The 18619-nt window shown below is 58.9% G+C and carries 16 protein-coding genes; 12 read left to right on the plus strand and 4 right to left on the minus strand.

The window, feature by feature from the left end; translation table 11 throughout:
- Positions 1-31 precede the first annotated feature (31 nt).
- Positions 32-1210, plus strand: a complete 1179-nt coding sequence (locus ABXH05_RS12295; protein WP_353561260.1) for an amidohydrolase family protein — start codon at positions 32-34, stop codon at positions 1208-1210.
- Between the two features lie 12 nt (positions 1211-1222).
- Here the strand turns inward: ABXH05_RS12295 and ABXH05_RS12300 are convergent, their stop codons facing one another.
- From ABXH05_RS12300 to ABXH05_RS12310, 3 genes are all read right to left on the minus strand, one after another.
- Positions 1223-3256: an aldo/keto reductase gene (locus ABXH05_RS12300; protein WP_353561261.1), complete on the minus strand. Its 2034-nt coding sequence runs from the start codon at positions 3254-3256 to the stop codon at positions 1223-1225.
- Positions 3257-3401: 145 nt separating this feature from the next.
- The gene (locus ABXH05_RS12305) at positions 3402-4277 is read right to left on the minus strand and encodes an esterase/lipase family protein (RefSeq protein ID WP_353561262.1); all 876 of its coding nucleotides are present in this window, start codon (positions 4275-4277) and stop codon (positions 3402-3404) included.
- Positions 4278-4522: 245 nt separating this feature from the next.
- Complete coding sequence (locus tag ABXH05_RS12310) at positions 4523-5146, minus strand: SPOR domain-containing protein (protein WP_353561263.1); 624 nt, start codon at positions 5144-5146, stop codon at positions 4523-4525.
- A 553-nt stretch (positions 5147-5699) separates the two neighbouring features.
- Between ABXH05_RS12310 and ABXH05_RS12315 the strand changes: the two genes are divergently transcribed.
- The 7 genes from ABXH05_RS12315 to ABXH05_RS12345 all read left to right on the plus strand — a co-directional run bounded on the left by ABXH05_RS12315 (position 5700) and on the right by ABXH05_RS12345 (position 14159).
- Entirely contained in the window at positions 5700-6017 is a 318-nt protein-coding gene (locus ABXH05_RS12315; RefSeq protein WP_353561264.1) for a hypothetical protein, read from the plus strand.
- A 157-nt stretch (positions 6018-6174) separates the two neighbouring features.
- Positions 6175-8097: a polysaccharide biosynthesis protein gene (locus tag ABXH05_RS12320; RefSeq protein ID WP_353561265.1), complete on the plus strand. Its 1923-nt coding sequence runs from the start codon at positions 6175-6177 to the stop codon at positions 8095-8097.
- 189 nt (positions 8098-8286) lie between these two features.
- Positions 8287-9648, plus strand: coding sequence for a bifunctional UDP-N-acetylglucosamine diphosphorylase/glucosamine-1-phosphate N-acetyltransferase GlmU (glmU, locus tag ABXH05_RS12325; RefSeq protein ID WP_353561266.1), 1362 nt, complete (start codon positions 8287-8289; stop codon positions 9646-9648).
- Between the two features lie 3 nt (positions 9649-9651).
- Positions 9652-11475, plus strand: a complete 1824-nt coding sequence (gene glmS / locus ABXH05_RS12330; RefSeq protein WP_353561267.1) for a glutamine--fructose-6-phosphate transaminase (isomerizing) — start codon at positions 9652-9654, stop codon at positions 11473-11475.
- A gap of 249 nt (positions 11476-11724) precedes the next feature.
- Positions 11725-13332, plus strand: a complete 1608-nt coding sequence (locus ABXH05_RS12335; protein ID WP_353561268.1) for a tetratricopeptide repeat protein — start codon at positions 11725-11727, stop codon at positions 13330-13332.
- An 81-nt stretch (positions 13333-13413) separates the two neighbouring features.
- Positions 13414-13884 (plus strand): DUF3237 domain-containing protein, encoded by a 471-nt coding sequence (locus tag ABXH05_RS12340; RefSeq protein WP_353561269.1) that lies wholly within the window; start codon positions 13414-13416, stop codon positions 13882-13884.
- Positions 13885-13925: 41 nt separating this feature from the next.
- A complete protein-coding gene (locus ABXH05_RS12345) occupies positions 13926-14159 on the plus strand; it encodes a hypothetical protein (protein WP_353561270.1) in 234 nt (77 codons plus the stop codon).
- Here the strand turns inward: ABXH05_RS12345 and ABXH05_RS12350 are convergent.
- The gene (locus ABXH05_RS12350; RefSeq protein WP_353561271.1) at positions 14156-14692 is read right to left on the minus strand and encodes a YbaN family protein; all 537 of its coding nucleotides are present in this window, start codon (positions 14690-14692) and stop codon (positions 14156-14158) included. The two genes, ABXH05_RS12345 and ABXH05_RS12350, sit on opposite strands and share 4 nt — an antisense overlap.
- Positions 14693-14757: 65 nt before the next feature.
- Here ABXH05_RS12350 and ABXH05_RS12355 point away from each other — a divergent pair, with 65 nt between their 5' ends.
- From ABXH05_RS12355 to ABXH05_RS12370, 4 genes are read left to right on the plus strand one after another with little or no spacing between them, the layout of a single operon-like run.
- Positions 14758-16254, plus strand: a complete 1497-nt coding sequence (locus ABXH05_RS12355) for a hydroxymethylglutaryl-CoA synthase family protein (protein WP_353561272.1) — start codon at positions 14758-14760, stop codon at positions 16252-16254.
- Positions 16254-16988, plus strand: coding sequence for an alpha/beta fold hydrolase (locus ABXH05_RS12360; protein ID WP_353561273.1), 735 nt, complete (start codon positions 16254-16256; stop codon positions 16986-16988). Before ABXH05_RS12355 ends, ABXH05_RS12360 begins: the two co-directional genes overlap by 1 nt.
- Complete coding sequence (locus ABXH05_RS12365) at positions 16985-17359, plus strand: DoxX family protein (protein WP_353561274.1); 375 nt, start codon at positions 16985-16987, stop codon at positions 17357-17359. Before ABXH05_RS12360 ends, ABXH05_RS12365 begins: the two co-directional genes overlap by 4 nt.
- Positions 17360-17414: 55 nt before the next feature.
- Positions 17415-18617, plus strand: coding sequence for an acetyl-CoA acetyltransferase (locus tag ABXH05_RS12370; RefSeq protein ID WP_043949028.1), 1203 nt, complete (start codon positions 17415-17417; stop codon positions 18615-18617).
- Positions 18618-18619 lie beyond the last annotated feature (2 nt).

An 18619-nucleotide genomic window follows, 5' to 3' on the forward strand; every position in this document is an offset into this window, starting at 1 on the left:
ACGAGACAGACAAAACGGGGGAAACACAGACATGGCTTACGCGCCGCAAGATCGACCTTTCTATGATGCCGACAGTCACATCATGGAACTGCCGGATTTTCTCAAGTCATATGCGGATCCGGACCTGCGGGACGAGATCCCTGAAGTGAGTTACTCAGCCTCATTGGTCACGGACGAAGAAGTGGCTGTTATCGTCAATCAGGGCGGACGCCATTCCCCCGAGCATGTGCAGGCGCAGATCGACCTGGGCGACAAGCTGATTGAAAGCTCGAAAGAGATTCAGGCGCTCGGCGCGTTCAACTCGTCTGACCGCAAGGTCGCCATGGACATGCTGGGTTTCAAAAAGCAGCTCGTGTTTGCCACGCACTCTGTCGTGCTGCCGTTCCACCCCAGCTCCAAGACCGAAGCTCGACTCCGCTATGGCGGAACGCGGGCTCACAACCGGCACATGAGCGAGTTTTGTGCGTCCGACGATCGTTTGATGGGCGTGGGTGTTGTGCCGCTGGATGTGCCTGAGCTGGCCATTCAGGAACTAGAGTGGGCCATCAACAATGGCCTTGAGGCGATCTGGATCCCGCACCGGGCACCGATAGGGCATTCACCGGGCCATGTAGACCTTGAAGGGTTCTGGGCACGACTGGCTGAAGCAGGTATTCCGTTCTGTCTTCATGTGGGCGGTGCGCCGCTGCAGATCCATAAGTCGTGGGGCAATAACGGGCGCGGCGCGACACGTGACTGGATGGGCGGCGGCGAGAACGTACGCACCAAGGACGCCATGGTTCTGCATCAGCAGCCCGAAATGTTTGTCAGCATGATGATGGCGGAAGGCATCTTCCACCGTCACCCCAAGCTGCGCGGCGCTGTTGTTGAGCTGGGGGCAGGCTGGGTTCCCCAGATGCTCCAGCGGCTTGATGACGTGTGCAAGGTGTATAGCCGGGTGGATGAGTCCATACGCTTTGACCGCAAGCCCAGCGAACAGCTGACAGAGCAGATGGGCTTCACGCCGATGCCGCACGAAAACATCAGCAATATGATCGAGCAGTCCAATGCTGATCTGTATCTGTTTTCCAGCGACTACCCGCATGTGGAAGGCACCCGCGATCCCATCGCGCGGTTTGAGCGCACGATGGGTGATCGGGGCGAAGACATCAAAACCAAGTTCTACAGCGAGAACTTCCTTCGTCTCTGGCCAGAAGCGCGGGTGGCCTAAGGCACCGATCGTCTAGCCGCGCAGATCAAGCCACGCGACTTCATCTTCTGTCAGGCTTAGATCAAAGACCGCGAGGGAGGTGCGCAGTTCGGCCAGCGTCCGCGGACCGACAAGGGCGCAGGTGGGCATCTTTTGTGTCAGCACATAGGCCAGGGCGACGGTCATGGGGTGGACGTTCTTTTTTTCCGCAAGTTCATAGGCGCGGCGGCGACGTTCGAAATTGTCATCGCTGTAAAAGGCGTACACCAGATCATGGTCGGTCTTGATGTCAGGGCCGGCACGGTCCGTGAAGAAGCCGCGTGCCTGCGATGACCAGGAGAAGAGGGCGGTGCCTGTTTCCTCGAGCCACGTCCGATAGTCATCGTCTGAGCAGGCGGCGACGCCTGGCCAGATCGGGTTGTTCATACGGGCCAGTGAGAAATTGTTGGAGAGCACACCGAAGCCCTGCTTGCCATTGGCAGCCGCATAGGCATTGGCTTCCGCCATGCGTTCCTTGCTCCAGTTGGAGCCGCCAAACACACTGATCTTGCCTTCGTCCTTCAGCTCATTGAGCAGGTCGACCCATTCACCGATGGGCACGCTGGTGTCGTCGCGGTGCAGGAAGTAAATGTCTGCCCGGTCCGTGCGCAGGCGCTCCAGACTTTCTTCGAGCTGGGGACGCACAGCATCCGGGCGGCAGTCCGGTGTATGGGCGCCCTTGCAGATGAGAACGAGATCATCGCGGACCCCGCGGTCTTCCATCCAGACGCCCAGCAGCTTTTCCATGATGCCGTCGCCATAGAGATGCGCGGTGTCAAAGCAGTTGCCACCCTGCATGTAGAAGTCATCAAACTGCACTGATGCGTGAGGCATTGCTGTCTGGTTATCGCAACCCATGATGAGGGCCGAGACTGGTCTGGCGACACCCTCAATGGTCCGGGTCTGCATCCGGGCTGTGTCTGACACGGCAAGGGGCAGGCGGCTGGCTGTGGGCCACGCCTTTTTGGTGCTTTCCGCGTCATAGCGGAAGCGGGCACTGTCGCGCCACTGATCCAGGGTGCGCATATTGCCCAGCGTATCTGCGATGGGCACAAGAGGGCTCTCGGTCAGGCCATTGGCGATGCACTCGGCTACATGGTCGGCTTCAATCTCGTACAGCCATTTGTCCTGGGGGACATCAATGGTCTGTGTGTCCTTGCCGAAGCGACGCAACTCAATGGATGACGACCCGCCTTCCACACCGGCCGCGTGCCAGGGGCTGGCGATGTGCAGCGATCCGGTTTCGCCGTAAATGTTTACGTCGTTGGGCAACCATGCGGAGACAGCCGTCGAGAGCTGAGCAATCACATCATTGTCGAATGTGAGAAGGGCAGCCGCCCATTCATCAACTCCGGTCTCACCCAGCCGTGCCGAGCCCGCAACTTTGATGGGGTCTGCAAATCCCTGTTTGTCGTTGGCACCTGCCACGAGGCGGGCAACGGACACAGGGTAAAGCCCCACATCCATGAGACCACCGCCACCAAGCTCGTTGGCGAACAGGCGGGAGGATGCATCAAACGTGGCGTGAAAACCGAAGCTGGCCTCAATCGTCCGGACCCGGCCGATCTCGTCGCTTTCAATCATCTCCACAAGCTTGCGGGTCTGCGGCGCCAGGCGGAACATGAAGGCTTCCATGAAGAAAACGCCGGCTTCGCGGGCGGCTTCAACCATGGCCATTGTATCCGCGTGATTGAGGGCTGCAGGCTTTTCCACCAACACATGCTTGCCTGCCTGGGCGGCACGGATGGCCCATTGGGCATGGCTTGTATGCGGTGTCGCCACATAGATCGCATCGACATCCGGATCAGCCAGGAGGGCCTCATAGTCGCCGGACGGTGCAAAGGTTTTGGCACCTGCTGCTACGTCTGGGTTCTTGTCGGCCTGGAGTTTTTCGACAAAGGCCTGCGCCGTGTCAGACGCACGGCTGCCGACGCGCGACAGGGTGCCGGAATTGCTTTTGGCCACCGCGCGCGCGAATGCCTGCGCAATGGAACCAGTGCCAAGAATGCCCCAGGAGAGACCGGACATGCGCCCTCACTTATAGAAATCTGTGATGTGGATCAGACGAGATTGCAGACATACGAAAGTGCCCGCAAAACACTATGCGACGTGCTCATTCGCACCAAGCAAAACGAACGTCAATTGGAAGTTTCACCGCAAGGCAAAAGGGGCCTTAGGCGTAACTGCTGTGCACCATCATCGCCGCTTCGGGAAAGAACAGCTTAGGCAGCCCCTTCAACGGCTCTGGCATGTAGTCGCGGGCATTAAAGGCACGCCATTTGTTGCGGTCTTCAAGCAGGCGGTCAGCAACGGCCAGCAGAACCAGCGGGTTCACACCCATGCCGATATGCGAGCAGATGATTTCGATGTTTTCGCGCGGTGTCGCGTCGCCCGTATCGAGGAATTCCTCCGGGATCATGGCGAGGTCTTCATGCACGACGCCGTCATACGGGCTGTAGATGGCAATAAGCGGCACATCCTTGGGAGGCTCGTGGAGCGCCAGCTCTTCAATCTCGGCTTCGTTGAGAAGCTCTTCAACCGGGCGGCCCATGATAAGCCGGGAGGCCATGCGGACGCCCTTGTTGATGCCATGGTGGTGGCCGGCCCGCAGATTGGCCGGGCTGCCTAGCGTAATGACGCGGTCCACGTCCTTGGGGAACATGCGCGCCAGTTCGCGGGCATAGACGCCGCCAAGGCTCTGGCCAATGAGGGAGACGGCCTTGCCATTCTCATCCGCCATGGATTTGATCCGGTCGCCAAGCAAGCTGCCAAGGGTGGCGATGTATTCCATGCTCTCAGGACCGCGGTTGATCCCAAGTCCCCAGCTGTCAGCAACAAAGCCGCGCCGATTGAGGAAACGGTTTAGAGGGCGCAGAGAGACTTCCGGACCGGAAAAGCCCGGCAGGGTCAAAACGGGCGTCGCCCCATCCGCACGTGGCGCCACCTGATCCAGAAGTGGTTCAGTCAGGACCTTGGCGGTGAACTCGCCGCCGGCCCAGAGCGCATCGCCCTGCAGACGGAGGAAATCAAGCGTGGTTTTAACTGGCATATGACCCTTCGCCCGAAGGCGAGTCCTCATGTGAATATTTTCAACAAGAGTGTGACGCCTTTTAAATGGGCACGCTATGCCTTTTTGAAAGTCTCATTATGACTATTTTTTAGGCATTTATGGCAGTGGCTACATTTTGGACGCCCCTGATTTGGCCTCAGACTATGTGGCTATTAGTCCGTGTACGGACTAATGCTATGCCTATGAAATCATGAGAGTTATCAGGATATCGGCCCGCCGGACCGCTAAAGCGCACTGCCCGAAAAAGTGACAGTTTTGCAATAGACACCCTTGGCGGAGAGGGCCTGACACAGCCCATTGGCGGCTGTGCGAGAATTGACAGGTCCGGCCAAGAGTCTCCGAAAAACACCATTTTTGCCGGTGTCGATTCGTTGAATTTTGACGTCCAGACCCGTCAATTCCGACGGATGTGCGGCCTTCAGCTCAGCCCAGCCATCCTTCAACCTCTCCAAGGTGCGGTAGGAAGCAAGGTGAATGCCGACAGGACCAGCCGCTGAAGCCTGGGGCTGTGCAGCCCGGGCCGCTGGCGTTGCCTTGGCAGGCTTCGGCGCTGTGGTCGGTTTGGCCGGACTTGGCTTGGGGGCAGCTGTTGGAACTGACGCCGTAATCGGCCCCAAAGCACTTTCAAGGGCAGCCATCCGCTGATCCAACTCGCCTTCGCGGCTGACCAGCTGTTCAAAACTCGGCCGCACGATGGAGTAGTCCAGTTTCAGCTGTGCCAGATCATATTCGAGCCGCGCTAACCGGGCTTCCATGGTCTCGCCGGGAATATTGGTTGGCAGATCTGCCTGCACAGTGGGGGCGGTGCTCCCAATGGAGGCTGTGGTTATGTCTGATGTGTCAGGCATCTGAGCACATGCCGCAAGCAGCAATGATGCCCCTAGCGCGCACCCTGCGAGGCGCACATTGCGGCTTGTTGCCTGTCCGGGCGGCTGTCTTCTGCCCATAACCACCACCTCATCGCGGGCGGATAAGGGGCTAAAGCTGCCAAATCCGCGCGAATCAACGAAAAAACGTCCAACCTCGCTGGTACCCGCGCCCCGGTCAGGCGTCAAACCTGAGATTGTTGAATGGAGCAGGGTACAGACCAAACCACACCCCGTTCATCTGATCGTCGATGCTGAAGAAGCCGCCACAATGATTAACAAATGGGCAAAAACCTGCCTCCGACAGGCAAAAATGCCCCAAAATTAACCAAGAAATCTATTGGTTCTTCTGGATTTTCAAGTAAGGCGGCAAGGTTTGTACCGGTTAACAGGCGTTTAGGCGGACCGGCCCGGATCATGCAATCCAGGCATTGAAACCGGAAAGATGGACTGCGCGACCCGGCATCGGGGGATGTTGAGTGCGGTAGTTCATGTTTTCGCACCACTTGGCGAACTTGTGAGAAGGATTGCCGATATGTTTGAAGGTGTGCCCGTTGAGGGATTGATCGGCATTGGAGCCTTTATCGGCTCAATGATCCTGCTGGCGCTCATCCATGGGGTAAGCGCGGCAGTACAAAATGCCCAAGCATCACGCCGGGAAGCGGCGAAACTCGTAACCCATTTGAGCAATCTGGCCTCAGCTGCCGAGGGCAGCAACAGCGGCCCCAAAGGCCCTGGGCCTGCCGGATCGCCCCGACCGGTTCGGCGGCGCAAGGTCGTCAGTGCCCAAAAGTCAGCCGCCCGACCAGCCGACCGCACGTCCTATGGCCCGCGCAGCATGGCGGGCCGCTAGCGCAGACCGGCTCATAACCGTTCACCGCTTTTTCAGACAGATTTTGCGGGCAGGCGCTGTGTCTGCTACTGCCAAGTCTGGGATGTTTGCATGCTTCGCCCGCGATTTGCGGGTGAGGTCTGTTTCCCTGTGAACTGGACCGGTAGCAGGCGCCTTGATGGCTGGACTTAACGAAAAAACACTCCGACGTGCGGTGATATCTGCACACGATCTGGGCGCTGCCATACTGGCGTATCCCATTGCCGTGTTTTTGCGTCTTGGCCGCGAAGCTGCCGACCATGATCCTATCGTTCTGGGGCAGGCGTGGCTTCTGTTCGTTATCGTGGCGATGGGGGTCATGGCGGGGACGCGGCTCGACCGCGGGTCATGGCGCTATGCCTCCATAGATGATGCGTTCCGGATCGGGCGGGTATCGGTCATTGCCAACATGATCTTCCTGCTGGCGCTGTTCCTGCTTTTCCGCGCGGAGGCCATTCCGCGTTCTGTCGTCCTCATCAACATCTTTGTGTTTGCAGCCCTGCTTGCAGGCCCGCGGCTTTTGTATCGCGCCTATCGCGATGGACGCATGGCGACCTTGCTGGAGCGTGGCACCCACTGGCGCATCCCGGTCCTGATTGTTGGGGCAGGGGATCAGGCCGAGGCGTTTCATCGGCAGATGCTGCGTGACACCGATGCTCCCTATCGGGTCATCGGCATCCTGGATGACGACCCTGCGCGCATTGGCACGACCATTCGCGGTGTGCGCGTCCACGGTCCATTGGCCGAGCTTGCGGAAATCACAAGCAAACTGGAACGCCGAGGGGCCCGTCCTGAAAGACTCGTTCTGACCGCCGACTATGAGGGGTCAGCCAGCCGGTCTGATCTGTTTCATATGGCATCTGAGCTTGGCATGCGGCTGGATCGCATTCCGGCCCAAAGCACCCTGCGCAAGGAAGACGGCAAGCAGCTTGAAGTGCAGCCGGTGGACGTCGAGGATCTCCTGAGCCGTCCGCAAGCGCAGCTCGACAAGTCTGACATGCGACACCTGCTGGCGGGCAAGCGTGTTGTCGTAACGGGTGCAGGCGGCTCCATTGGCTCTGAACTGGTTTTGCAGATTGCCGAGTTTGACCCGGCGAGCATCACCTTGCTCGATCAGTCAGAATACAATCTCTACGAAATCGATCGCGTGCTGGGTGAGGAATATCCCGACCTTCCGCGTACGGCGCATCTGTGCAATGTGCGCAATGCGGATCAGGTGGATAGCATTTTCGCCGAAGCGTCACCGCAGGTCGTGGTGCATGCCGCTGCGCTGAAGCACGTGCCTTTGCTTGAACCGCAACCATCACAAGCGGTCCTGACCAACATACATGGCAGCCGTAACGTGGCTGACGCCAGCGTCAAATGTGGTGCCGATGTGATGGTGATGATTTCCACCGACAAGGCGTCTGACCCGATCAGCATCATGGGCGCCAGCAAACGTGTGGCGGAATCCTACGCGCAGGTGCTGGATATTGATCAGCGCAACCGACCCAACGGGACGCGTTTTGTAACCGTGCGCTTTGGCAATGTGCTTGGATCTGCCGGTTCCGTGGTGCCGCTGTTTCAAAAGCAGCTTGAAAAGGGTGGGCCGCTTACGGTCACCGACCCGGAGATGGTTCGCTACTTCATGACCATCCGCGAGGCTGTGCAGCTGGTGCTCTTTGCCAGTGCCCGTGAGATGAAGCTGGATGCCAGCATCGGGTCCATTCTGGTGCTGGATATGGGTGAGCCGGTGCGCATCATCGACATGGCCCGGCAGATGATACGCCTCGCAGGTCTCGAGCCTGATGAGGACATTGAGATCAAGATCACCGGTGCGCGTCCCGGCGAGCGGCTGTCAGAGCCCTTGTTTGACAAACGTGAAGAACATCTGCCGTCCGGACACCCCGGACTCTTGCTGGCGCGGCCCGATGTCGGCGGCCTGGCGCAGGTCCGGCAGTCGATAGATCAGATGGTTGATCTGGCGCGCAAGAGCGACGAAGCAGCTGTTCGCACGGCGCTGGAGGCACAGGTTTCAGGTGCACCAAAAGGTGATGTGTCCGCTGCTGTGGCCAGCAACTAACGCGCAGTAGAGCCCAAAACGGCAAATCGCGGCTGATTGCTGGTTAACGCCGATTTAGAGACGTAATAGTAACGCTCGGAAATCATACTTTATTTCGATTCACCGACCGGCTGCCGTATGCATCGCCGGACCGCTGAAATCGACCAGATGCCTATCAGCCCAGACGCTTATCCGCAGAGAGCCTGAGACATGACTTCACCTTCTTCCGACACGCGCCCCCTGGCAGTGGTCATCCTTGCCGCCGGCAAGGGGACACGCATGCGGTCGGACATTCCCAAGGTGCTGCACAAGATTGCCGGCAAAAGCATTGTCGGGCACGCGGCGTCTGCACCCGCTGAGCTTTCGCCGGACAGGCTGGTGATCGTTGTCGGGCCGGGCATGGAAGGCATCGCTGATGACGTGCCAGGTGCTGTTGCTGTCGTTCAGCATGAGCGCCTGGGGACGGCACATGCGGTACTCACGGCGCGCCAGGCGCTTGCCGATTTCGACGGCGACCTAATGGTCCTCAATGGCGACGTGCCGCTCATTCAGCCAAAAACGCTGGTGGACCTGCGAGAGTCCATCACCACGGGTGCTGCCGTTGCTGTGCTCGGGTATCACTGCAGCACCGAGCACGCCTATGGACGACTGATTATTGATGAAAATGGCGCGCTCGACCGCATCGTCGAAAACAAGGATGCGACGGACGCGGAGAAGCAGACAAATCTGTGCAACTCGAATGCGATTGTTCTGGCTGCGGAGCACGCCTGGGACATTCTGACGGCAATCGGCAATGACAATGCACAGGGCGAGTACTACCTGCCGGATGTGGTCAAGGTTGCGCGGGCCAAAGGGCTCAACTGCACTTATGCGCTGGCGCCGGAAGACGAAGTTCACGGGATCAATTCACGGTCCGAGCTAGCCCGGGCTGAAGGTTTTCTGCAAGCGCGCCTGCGGCAACGGGCCATGGACGAGGGCGCAACCCTGATTGCTCCGGACACGGTGTTTTTCAGCCATGATACGAAGCTGGGACGCGACGTCATCGTGGAACCGCATGTGGTTTTCGGCCCCGGTGTCACCGTAGCGGACAACGTCACCGTCAAAGCATTCTCGCACCTTGAAGGAGCAACCGTCGCAGACAGCGCCACTGTGGGCCCCTATGTGCGGCTGCGGCCAGGCGCTGATGTGGGTGTCGGGGCCAAGATCGGCAACTTTGTCGAAGTGAAGAAAGCCTCCATCGAGGAGGGCGCCAAGGTCAGCCATCTGTCCTATATCGGTGACGCACGCATTGGCGCACACGCCAATGTAGGTGCAGGTACCATCACCTGTAACTACGATGGCTATGACAAGCACTTCACCGATGTGGGAGCGGGGGCGTTTATCGGCTCCAACACTTCCCTGGTGGCGCCGGTGAAAATTGCTGATGGCGGCTTTACCGGATCGGGCAGCGTTATCACCAAGAATGTAAGCGCTGACGCGCTGGCAGTGGAACGTGCGCAGCAGAAGGAGGTTGCCGGGTGGGCTGCCAAGTTCCGCGCGCGCAAGGAAGCTGCCAAGAAGAAGGGGTCTTAGGCCATGTGCGGCATTGTTGGTGTTATCGGCAAAAGCGATGTAGCTCCCGTCATTCTCGAGAGCCTGCGACGGCTCGAGTATCGCGGCTATGATAGTGCGGGCATCGCAACCCTGGTGGATGGTGCCATTGATCGCCGTCGAGCGATCGGCAAGCTCAATGCGCTGTCAGGCGAACTGGATCTCTCGCCCCTGAATGGCACCATTGGCATTGGCCATACCCGTTGGGCCACCCACGGCGCGCCAACTCAAAACAATGCACACCCCCATGCGACGGAAAATGTGGCCGTTGTTCACAATGGCATCATCGAGAACTTTCGCGAATTGCGGCAGGAGCTCGAGGCCGCGGGAGCAACCTTCTCGTCAGACACCGACACTGAGGTCATTGCTCATCTGATTAATGGCTACCTGGCTGACGGCAAGAAACCCAAGGATGCGGTGGAGGCAACACTGTCCCGCCTGGAAGGTGCCTTCGCGCTGGCGATCGTCTTCAAGGGCGAGAACAAGCTGATGATCGGTGCGCGTCAGGGCAGTCCGCTGGCGGTTGGCTATGGCGACGGCGAGATGTATCTGGGGTCCGACGCCTTTGCGCTGGCTCCCATGACAAACCGGGTGGCCTATCTGGAGGATGGCGACTGGGTCGTCATTACGGATACCAGCGCTGTTGTGTACAACGCCGAAGGCCGTGAAGTGTCGCGTCCAGTGCAGGTTGTTCCCGTGTCTGCGGCGCTCGTGGACAAGGGCAACCATCGCCACTTCATGGCAAAGGAAATCCACGAGCAGCCGGAAGTGGCCGGGCATGTGCTGGGTCACTATGTGGACCCGTACACGCAGACAACGCGGGTGCCGGACCTGCCATTTGATCTCGCGGACATTCCCAAGATCACCATCGTGGCTTGTGGCACAGCCTATTATGCGGCTGTGGTTGCCAAATACTGGTTCGAGCAGTTGGCGCGCGTTCCGGTGGAAGTGGATGTGGCGTCAGAGTTCCGCTATCGCGAAGGTGCGATGACGCCGGGCGGTCTGGCGCTCTTCATCAGCCAGTCAGGCGAGACCGCCGATACGCTTGCGGCGCTGCGCTATTGCCGTGAGAACGGACAACACATTGCCAGTATCGTGAATGTCACTGAGAGCACGATTGCGCGGGAGTCGGATCATATTTTCCCGACACTTGCCGGCCCCGAAATCGGCGTTGCCTCGACCAAAGCCTTTGTGTGTCAGCTGATGGTTCTGGCGATACTTGCCATTGCCACCGCACACCGGCGCGGCACAATTGATGATGCCGAGCACGCACGCCTCACAAGTGAACTGACCGCGATGCCCCGGCACCTGTCAGACGTCCTGCGGCTTGAGCCTCAGATCGAGAAACTCTCCTATGAGCTGTCGAATGCCCGCGACGTGCTTTATCTGGGGCGCGGTGTCAGTTTCCCGCTGGCGCTGGAAGGTGCGCTGAAGCTCAAGGAAATTTCCTACATTCATGCCGAGGGCTATCCGGCGGGTGAACTCAAGCACGGACCGATTGCACTTATTGATGACACGCTTCCGGTGATCGTCATCGCACCGTGGGACAAATTGTTTGAGAAGACCGTGTCCAACATGCAGGAAGTGATGGCGCGTGGCGGGCGGATCATTCTGCTGTCCGACAAGCGCGGCATCGACATTGCCGGAGATGAGGCGAGTGCATTGTTGCAGATGCCTGACGTCGATCCGTTCACGGCGCCGATCCTGTACGCCGTACCGCTTCAGCTGATCGCCTATCACACCGCCGTGCATAAAGGCACGGATGTGGATCAGCCACGCAATCTGGCAAAGTCAGTGACGGTCGAGTAGCTCCCTCGGTCATAGACCCAGGTAGAAACCGAAAGTCCATAAGACTTGAAGCATATTTCGATTCATTCACGTGAGAATGCGCACGAAATACGCTTTTAAACTGCCGAAAAACAAATTGCACAAACGCACTTCGCTGCAAGGCCTGATGGGTCATTGTTTGACCTGACTGGACCGTATGGGTGCGATCTGGGGGCATGAACCTCCGCCATACGTCTGCTAAGTTGAAGGAGTGACGTGGTGGAGCGATTCGTGAAATCTAAAACGACCACATTTGGCGTATCCCTTTGGGGACTAGTCCTGGGTGCTTTGGTAGTGCTTGCAGCAGGGCTTGCTATGCCTAGCGCAGCTCTATCGCAGGCCCAAAGTCAGCCACAAACTCAGGCGGAAGCTAAACAGGCCATTCTGGCGCGCACCAATGAGGCCACGCAGGCCCTTATTGACGGACGGCTAAATGACGCCTTGCGCCTGTTCAATGAAATCATCGCCACCAACGCCCAACTGCCGCGCATCATGGCAGCGGCCCACTATCATCGTGGCATCATCCACCAAAAACGCGGCGCGTTTAACGAGGCTGCAGCGGACTACACTACCGCGCTGTGGCTGGAAGAACTGCCGGACAACATGCGTGCACGGGCCCATTACAATCGTGGCACGGCGCTGGATAATCTGGGGCAGCAGGAGCGCGCCAAGCAGGATTTTGATCTGGCCATTTCCCTGGCCCCGGACATGTCTGCTGCTTACAACAACCGCGCAAATGTATTGCGCCGGGTAGGGGCTCTTGAGGCCGCCGTTGCGGACTATGACCAGTCCATTGCCCTTGGAAACCCGCTTCCGCATCTGCCGCACTACGGCCGGGCTATCGCCAAGGAAGCATTAGGTGACATAGAAGGCGCGCGGGCTGACCTCGAAAAGGCCATCTCTCTGGCGCCGGACTATGAGCCTGCCGGCGCAGCCCTTGCCGCCTTGCCGGCAGCGCCCTCGGCCCTTGCCGTTGCAGCCACACCGGAACCTGTGAAACCCGCAGCATCTGCCATGGCGGATCTTGCTGAGCTACCACCGGCTAAGATAGCAATCGTGGAAACCGCGATGCTTCCACCACCACCTGCGCCAACTCCGGTTTCAACTCCGACGTCTGCACAAGTGGCAAAACCGGTTCAGCCGCAGCGTGTTGAAGTGCCTTCGCGGATGTCGGTTGCCTCCGCTCCGGTGGCCATCCGTCCGGCGGCTGTTCCGCAGGCTCAGCAAGTAGCTCAGCAATGGGCGCAGCCGGTTCAGGCAGCCCCATCAGTCGAAGCGCGCCGCATCACCACAGCGGGCACAGCCCAACCGGTGACAGCAACCAAGACCGCACCCATGCCGATGATGGGTACATGGACGACGACCATTCTGCCTGCGGGAAGCAATGCAGTTCTGACGCTGGACGACGTGACGCCACAGCCAGCGCTCCCGGCCACCGCGTTGCGGACATCACAGGAAACGCAGATAGCCGCCATGGCACCACAACCCAGAACAGGGCTCTCGTTTCCCGGTGTTGCGACTGAAGGTTTCCGGCAGGCAGCTCTTGCGCCTGCTCCGGCTCTCCAGCGCAGCTATGCGCCATCAAGTTCAACAGGTTATGCGGTGCAACTTGCAAGCTTCCGTTCTGAGGCTGAGGCCGCACTGGCGTGGGAGAGTGTCCGGTCCTCCCACGCCACTACATTGCAGGATCGCGAGCATCTGGTGCAGCGTGCCGAGGTGCCCGGGAAAGGCACGTATTATCGCCTGCGTGTCGGCCCCATGGCGGGCAAGTCAACAGCAGCTGCATTGTGCAACACGCTGAAGGCCGAAGGTCAGGACTGCTACGTCACCAAGTTGTAAGACTGTGCCGCAGTGTCTGGCGTTTACGGACTGTCTGACGTGTGACTAGACTGCCCCGAAATTTATTCGGGGAGACGATTGATGGTTGCAGCACTCAAAAGCGAGTTTCTTTGTTCCATGGCGGCATCGCTTGATGCATCGCTGCCGGTTGGCGCGGGGCCCATCGGCAATCGCATGGTGGCTTATGTGGCCAGCGGCACAGTCGAAGGTGACAAACTCAAGGGTGATATATTGCCGGGCGGGGGTGACTGGGCGCTGGTCCGCCAGGATGGCTGCCTGGTGATTGATGTGCGCATCTGCATCAAGACCCATGATGGTGCGATCATCTATGTGACCTATGGCGGGCGGATGGACATTCCCGCTGACCTTCAGCCCAAGGTGTTTAATCCGCAGACTGCTGAAAGTGTGGATCCGGCCGACTACTATTTCCGAACCTGTCCGCTGTTTGAAACGGGTGACGAGCGCTATGCCTGGCTGAATCGCATTCAGGCTGTCGGTGTTGGCCGTCTGACCTCCACGGGCGTCAGCTACGATGTGCATCAAATCCTCTAAAGCGACTGGACAGGCCGTGCACGGGCCCTAGCTTTGCAGCTATGACTGATCACGACGACATTCCTCATCCGGAAACCAGCCAGGAAGCGCAGGCTATTGCGGCGGCGCGGACACTGATTGCGCAATATGGCGAGGACGCACAGGTCATTGCCATGATGCGCGTGTCCGAGCTTGGGTTCTCAGGCGATATTGACGGCTACACCCATTGGGAAATGGTGCTGGCTGCTGTTGAGGTGCTGACCGACGAAGCCGGTCCGCCGCGCCTCGACTCCTAGCTAGCGGCGTCGTTCTGATCGGCGTGCGAGGACGGGCGGCTTGCCACGTAAGCCGAGCCAAACATGCAAAGACCGACACCCAGTGCCGCTAAAGCCCAGTGCATATCAGCACCAAATATCATCCACGCAGATGCCAGCCCCATGCTGCTGAGTGCAAATAGTTTGGCGCGCGGCTTGATAACGCCATAGGTCTCCCATTCCACAATGAATGGGCCAAACAGCTTGTTTGAAATCAACCAGTGATGAAGGGCAGGTGACCCCTTGGCGAAAGCCCAGGCGGCGACCAGCAGGGGTCCTGTTGTGGGGATCAGCGGCAGGAACACGCCAACCGCACCAATCATCAAAAATGTGACGCCAAGGGCGATCCACAGGCCACGACGGGACATGTGCAACCAGCTATTGCGGAGCTCTTCCTTCACCGCCTCTTTGATGAGGCGGTCGGTTTCCGCAGGGTCTGTCTCGTCATCGTTGAGCCGCAAGAAGGCCTCCGCAGATGCTGCTGCATCCCACATGCCCAAATTGTTGTGCGACATCGGTCATTCCCCCTAAACTCCCGGCCAAACGATATTGAACAACACAAAACATGGGGAACGCGTTAATGACCCAGGACATCGGGATCACGTCGCTTGGCGGATATATTCCGCGCCTTCGCCTACAACGTAAGTCTGTTGCAGCCGCACACCAATGGCTGGCACCAAATTTAATGGGCAAGGCCAAGGGTGAACGATCCCTGGCAAACTGGGACGAAGACGCGCTCACCATGGCTGTAGAAGCCTCCCGGGACGCCCTGGGGAGGGATGATGACCGCAGCCATATTGACGCCATTTACTTTGCATCAACCACGATGCCATTTTCTGACCGCCTCAATGCGGGGATGGTGGCAGCGGCCCTGACGCTGGAAAGCGGCATCCAATCCGCTGACATTGCGTCTACCCAGCGCGCCGGCACAACGGCCCTCATTCAGGCCCTGAACGCAGTGGGCGCCGGCACCTCCAAGAACGCGCTGGTCGCCGCAGGTGAACACCGCCGGACACGGGCTGCCAGCACGCAGGAGATGGATTTCGGCGATGCGGGTGCCGCGTTGACCGTGGGTGCGGACAAGCTCATCGCAAAATTCATTGGCAGTCACACGGAGACGGTCGACTTTGTTGACCACTTCCGCGGCGAAGGCGAAGAGTTTGACTACAATTGGGAAGAGCGCTGGATCCGCGACGAGGGCTTTTCCAAAATCGTGCCCAAGGCGATTGCAGCGGTTCTGGAAAAGACAGGCATCAGTGCAGACGGCATCGATCATTTCGTGATGCCGTGCACGTTCCCGCGTCTGCCAGCCACCCTTGCCAAGAAGTCCGGTATCGATCCCGACAAGGTGCGCGACAACCTGGCCCTTAATTGTGGTGAAGCAGGTGCCGCCCACGGGCTGGTCATGCTGGTGCATGCGCTGCAGGACGCCAAGCCAGGCGAGAAAATTCTCGTGCTTCAGTTTGGTCAGGGCTGTGACGCACTGATCTTTGAAACGACTGACCTCATCGGAACCATGTCCGAAAAGCGCGGCATTACCGGATCGCTCGCGCAGGGCCGTCCGGAAGACAACTACATGAAGCTGCTGGTGTTCAACGAACTGGTTGAATGGGAGCAGGGCATGCGCGCGGAGCAGGACAACAAGACCGCGCTCACCACGCTGTACCGCAATGAAGACATGATCATGGGCCTTGTGGGCGGCAAGTGCACCAAGACGGGCACGGTGCAGTTCCCACGTTCGCGCATATCCGTAAACCCGAACGACCATACGGTGGATACGCAGGAGCCGTACAAGTTTGCCGAGAAGGAAGCGAAGATACTGTCCTGGTCAGCTGACTTCCTGTCATTCTCCAAGGCACCGCCCAACCACTACGGCATGGTGACCTTTGAAGAAGGTGGCCGGATCATGATGTCGTTCACGGATGTTATTCCGGGCACGGTGGATTCCGGCATGGAGGTGGACCTCGCATTCCGCATCCACTCCAAGGATTCACGGCGCGGGTTCACCCGGTATTTCTGGAAAGCCGTGCCGCGTGTCAGTGCTCAGGCCGGCGCAACCGCTCAGGCGGCGGAATAGTGGCAACGCTCATTCTCGTTCACGGCGCATGGCACGGTGCATGGTGCTGGGACAAGCTGATACCGGAGCTTGAAGCGAAGGGACACACGGTTCTGACGCTTGATCTGCCGGGGCATGATTTGCCGGACGGTGCGCCTGCGACCACGACGCTGGAAGATTATGGCCGCGCTGTTGCGTTGCTTGCCAATGCGCAAAGCGAGCAGGTTGTGCTTGTGGGTCACTCCATGGGCGGCGGCGTCATCTCACAGGCGCCCAGCTACTCGACCAACATTGCCGGGCTGATCTATCTGGCAGCCTTCGTGCTCCAGCATGGCGACAGCATCGCCACTTTGGCGGGGGCGTCCGAGGTAGATGAGTTGAGTGACCATGTGGACATGGCACCGGACGGCGGACGCACAGTCATTCAGGACGGGGCAGGGAGCTTCGTGTTTTACGAAGACTGCACGCCGGAAGATCAGGCCGCGGCCAATGCGCGGCTGATCCCGCAGCCCATACAGCCTTTGATGGATGCTCTTGAAGATATGGAGGGCAGGGCGATGGCGCTGCCTGCCATTGGCATTGTCTGCGAGCAGGACCGGGCAGTACATCCCGGCCTGCAGCGCATGATGTATGACGCGCGCAACGACATGCCGACTTATGAGATGGATGCCAGCCATTCTCCTTTTGTGTCGAAACCCAAAGAACTGGCTGATCTCATTACAAAGGCTGTCATGCAAATGGCAGATGCATCATGACTCTTGTTGGACTTGTTGGCCGCATTCTCCTCGGCACCTATTTTTTGCTGCCAGGTATCATGAAGTTCGTTGACCCGGCTTCCGGCATCACGCTCATGACGGAGCGCGGCATGCCATTTGTTGAGCCGCTTTATTGGACGGCTGCGGTTCTCGAGGTTGTTCTGGGGGCCATGCTGATCATTGGCTTTCGACCAGTCATTGCGGCCCTGTCACTGGCAGCCCTTACACTGGCTATCAACATCGGTGTCCACAATTTCTGGGCGGTACCGGAGGAACTGGTGTTTGCCGAAGCGCAGCTGTTTGTGAAAAACACGGGCATTCTTGCGGGGCTTTTGGTTACAGGTGCTTGGGAGTATTCTAAGCGCAAATAGGCATTTGAATTGAAACAGGGCCGCGTAGACCGGCCCACCAAGGAGGAGACGCATTATGGCTAGCGGCATCAAAGATAAAGTCGCCATTCTGGGCATGGGCTGCTCGAAATTCGGCGAGCGGTGGGACAGCGATCCAGAGGACCTGATGGTCGAAGCCTATCTCGAAGCCATGCAGGATGCAGGCGTTGAGCCGACGCAGCTCGATGCGGCGTGGTTCTCTACCCACATTGATGAAATTGGCACCGGCAAGGGCGGCACGCCGCTCTCCATCGCGCTGAAGCTGCCGAACATTGCTGTGACCCGCGTTGAGAATTTCTGCGCGTCCGGGTCTGAAGCCTTTCGCGGTGCTGTTTATGCGGTTGCCTCAGGCGCCTGTGACATCGCCCTGGCGCTGGGCGTCGAGAAGCTGAAAGACACGGGCTATGGCGGTCTGCCCACAGGCAACATGGGCACGCTCATTCCCCAGTGGTCACCGACGGGCTCTGCGCCGGGCAACTTTGCGCAGCTGGCGTCCGCCTATCGGGCCAAGCACGATGTCTCCAAAGACGATCTCAAGCGCGCCATCGCGCATGTGTCCGTAAAGAGCCACGAAAATGGAGCCAAGAACGGCAAGGCGCATTTGCAAAAAGCCGTCTCTGAAGAGCAGGTGCTTAACGCGCCGATGATTGCTGAACCGCTGGGTCTGTTTGACTGCTGTGGTGTGTCGGACGGCGCGGCTGCGGCCATTGTCACGACGCCGGAAATCGCCAAGGCCATGGGCAAGCATGACATCGTCACCGTGAAAGCGCTGCAGCTGTCTGTCTCCAACGGTCTTGAAAGCCAGCATAACTCCTGGGACGGCTCCTACTTCCATACGGCGCGCATCGCCGCCAAGAAGGCCTATCAGGAAGCGGGCATTGAAAAGCCACGCGACGAGGTCTCGATGATGGAAGTGCATGACTGCTTCTCTGTCACCGAGCTTGTGACCATGGAAGATCTGTTCATCTCGCCGGAAGGTGGGGCTGTGAAAGACGTCATGGACGGCTTCTATGACGCGGACGGTCAGGTGCCGTGCCAGATTGATGGTGGCCTGAAATGCTTTGGCCACCCCATTGGCGCTTCCGGCCTGCGGATGCTCTACGAAATGTACCTGCAGCTGCAGGGCCGCGCAGATGCCCGTCAGCTGGCGGATCCCAAGATCGGCCTCACGCATAATCTGGGCGGCTCACCATCTCAGAATGTGTGCTCGGTCTCGATCATCGGGGCGCATGGGGCATAGCT

It is taken from the genome of Pyruvatibacter sp. HU-CL02332 (assembly GCF_040362765.1).
Lineage (GTDB): Bacteria > Pseudomonadota > Alphaproteobacteria > CGMCC-115125 > CGMCC-115125 > Pyruvatibacter.

Bases quoted from the DNA above. Each gene is read 5' to 3' on its own strand.
- ABXH05_RS12315 (WP_353561264.1), top strand. From the start codon at position 5,700: ATGTTTGAAGGTGTGCCCGTTGAGGGATTGATCGGCATTGGAGCCTTT.
- ABXH05_RS12370 (WP_043949028.1), top strand. From the start codon at position 17,415: ATGGCTAGCGGCATCAAAGATAAAGTCGCCATTCTGGGCATGGGCTGC.
- ABXH05_RS12320 (WP_353561265.1), top strand. From the start codon at position 6,175: ATGGCTGGACTTAACGAAAAAACACTCCGACGTGCGGTGATATCTGCA.
- glmU (WP_353561266.1), top strand. From the start codon at position 8,287: ATGACTTCACCTTCTTCCGACACGCGCCCCCTGGCAGTGGTCATCCTT.
- ABXH05_RS12365 (WP_353561274.1), top strand. From the start codon at position 16,985: ATGACTCTTGTTGGACTTGTTGGCCGCATTCTCCTCGGCACCTATTTT.
- ABXH05_RS12355 (WP_353561272.1), top strand. From the start codon at position 14,758: ATGACCCAGGACATCGGGATCACGTCGCTTGGCGGATATATTCCGCGC.
- ABXH05_RS12305 (WP_353561262.1), bottom strand. From the start codon at position 4,277: ATGCCAGTTAAAACCACGCTTGATTTCCTCCGTCTGCAGGGCGATGCG.
- ABXH05_RS12345 (WP_353561270.1), top strand. From the start codon at position 13,926: ATGACTGATCACGACGACATTCCTCATCCGGAAACCAGCCAGGAAGCG.
- ABXH05_RS12340 (WP_353561269.1), top strand. From the start codon at position 13,414: ATGGTTGCAGCACTCAAAAGCGAGTTTCTTTGTTCCATGGCGGCATCG.
- ABXH05_RS12310 (WP_353561263.1), bottom strand. From the start codon at position 5,146: ATGCCTGACACATCAGACATAACCACAGCCTCCATTGGGAGCACCGCC.
- ABXH05_RS12295 (WP_353561260.1), top strand. From the start codon at position 32: ATGGCTTACGCGCCGCAAGATCGACCTTTCTATGATGCCGACAGTCAC.
- ABXH05_RS12300 (WP_353561261.1), bottom strand. From the start codon at position 3,256: ATGTCCGGTCTCTCCTGGGGCATTCTTGGCACTGGTTCCATTGCGCAG.
- ABXH05_RS12350 (WP_353561271.1), bottom strand. From the start codon at position 14,692: ATGTCGCACAACAATTTGGGCATGTGGGATGCAGCAGCATCTGCGGAG.
- glmS (WP_353561267.1), top strand. From the start codon at position 9,652: ATGTGCGGCATTGTTGGTGTTATCGGCAAAAGCGATGTAGCTCCCGTC.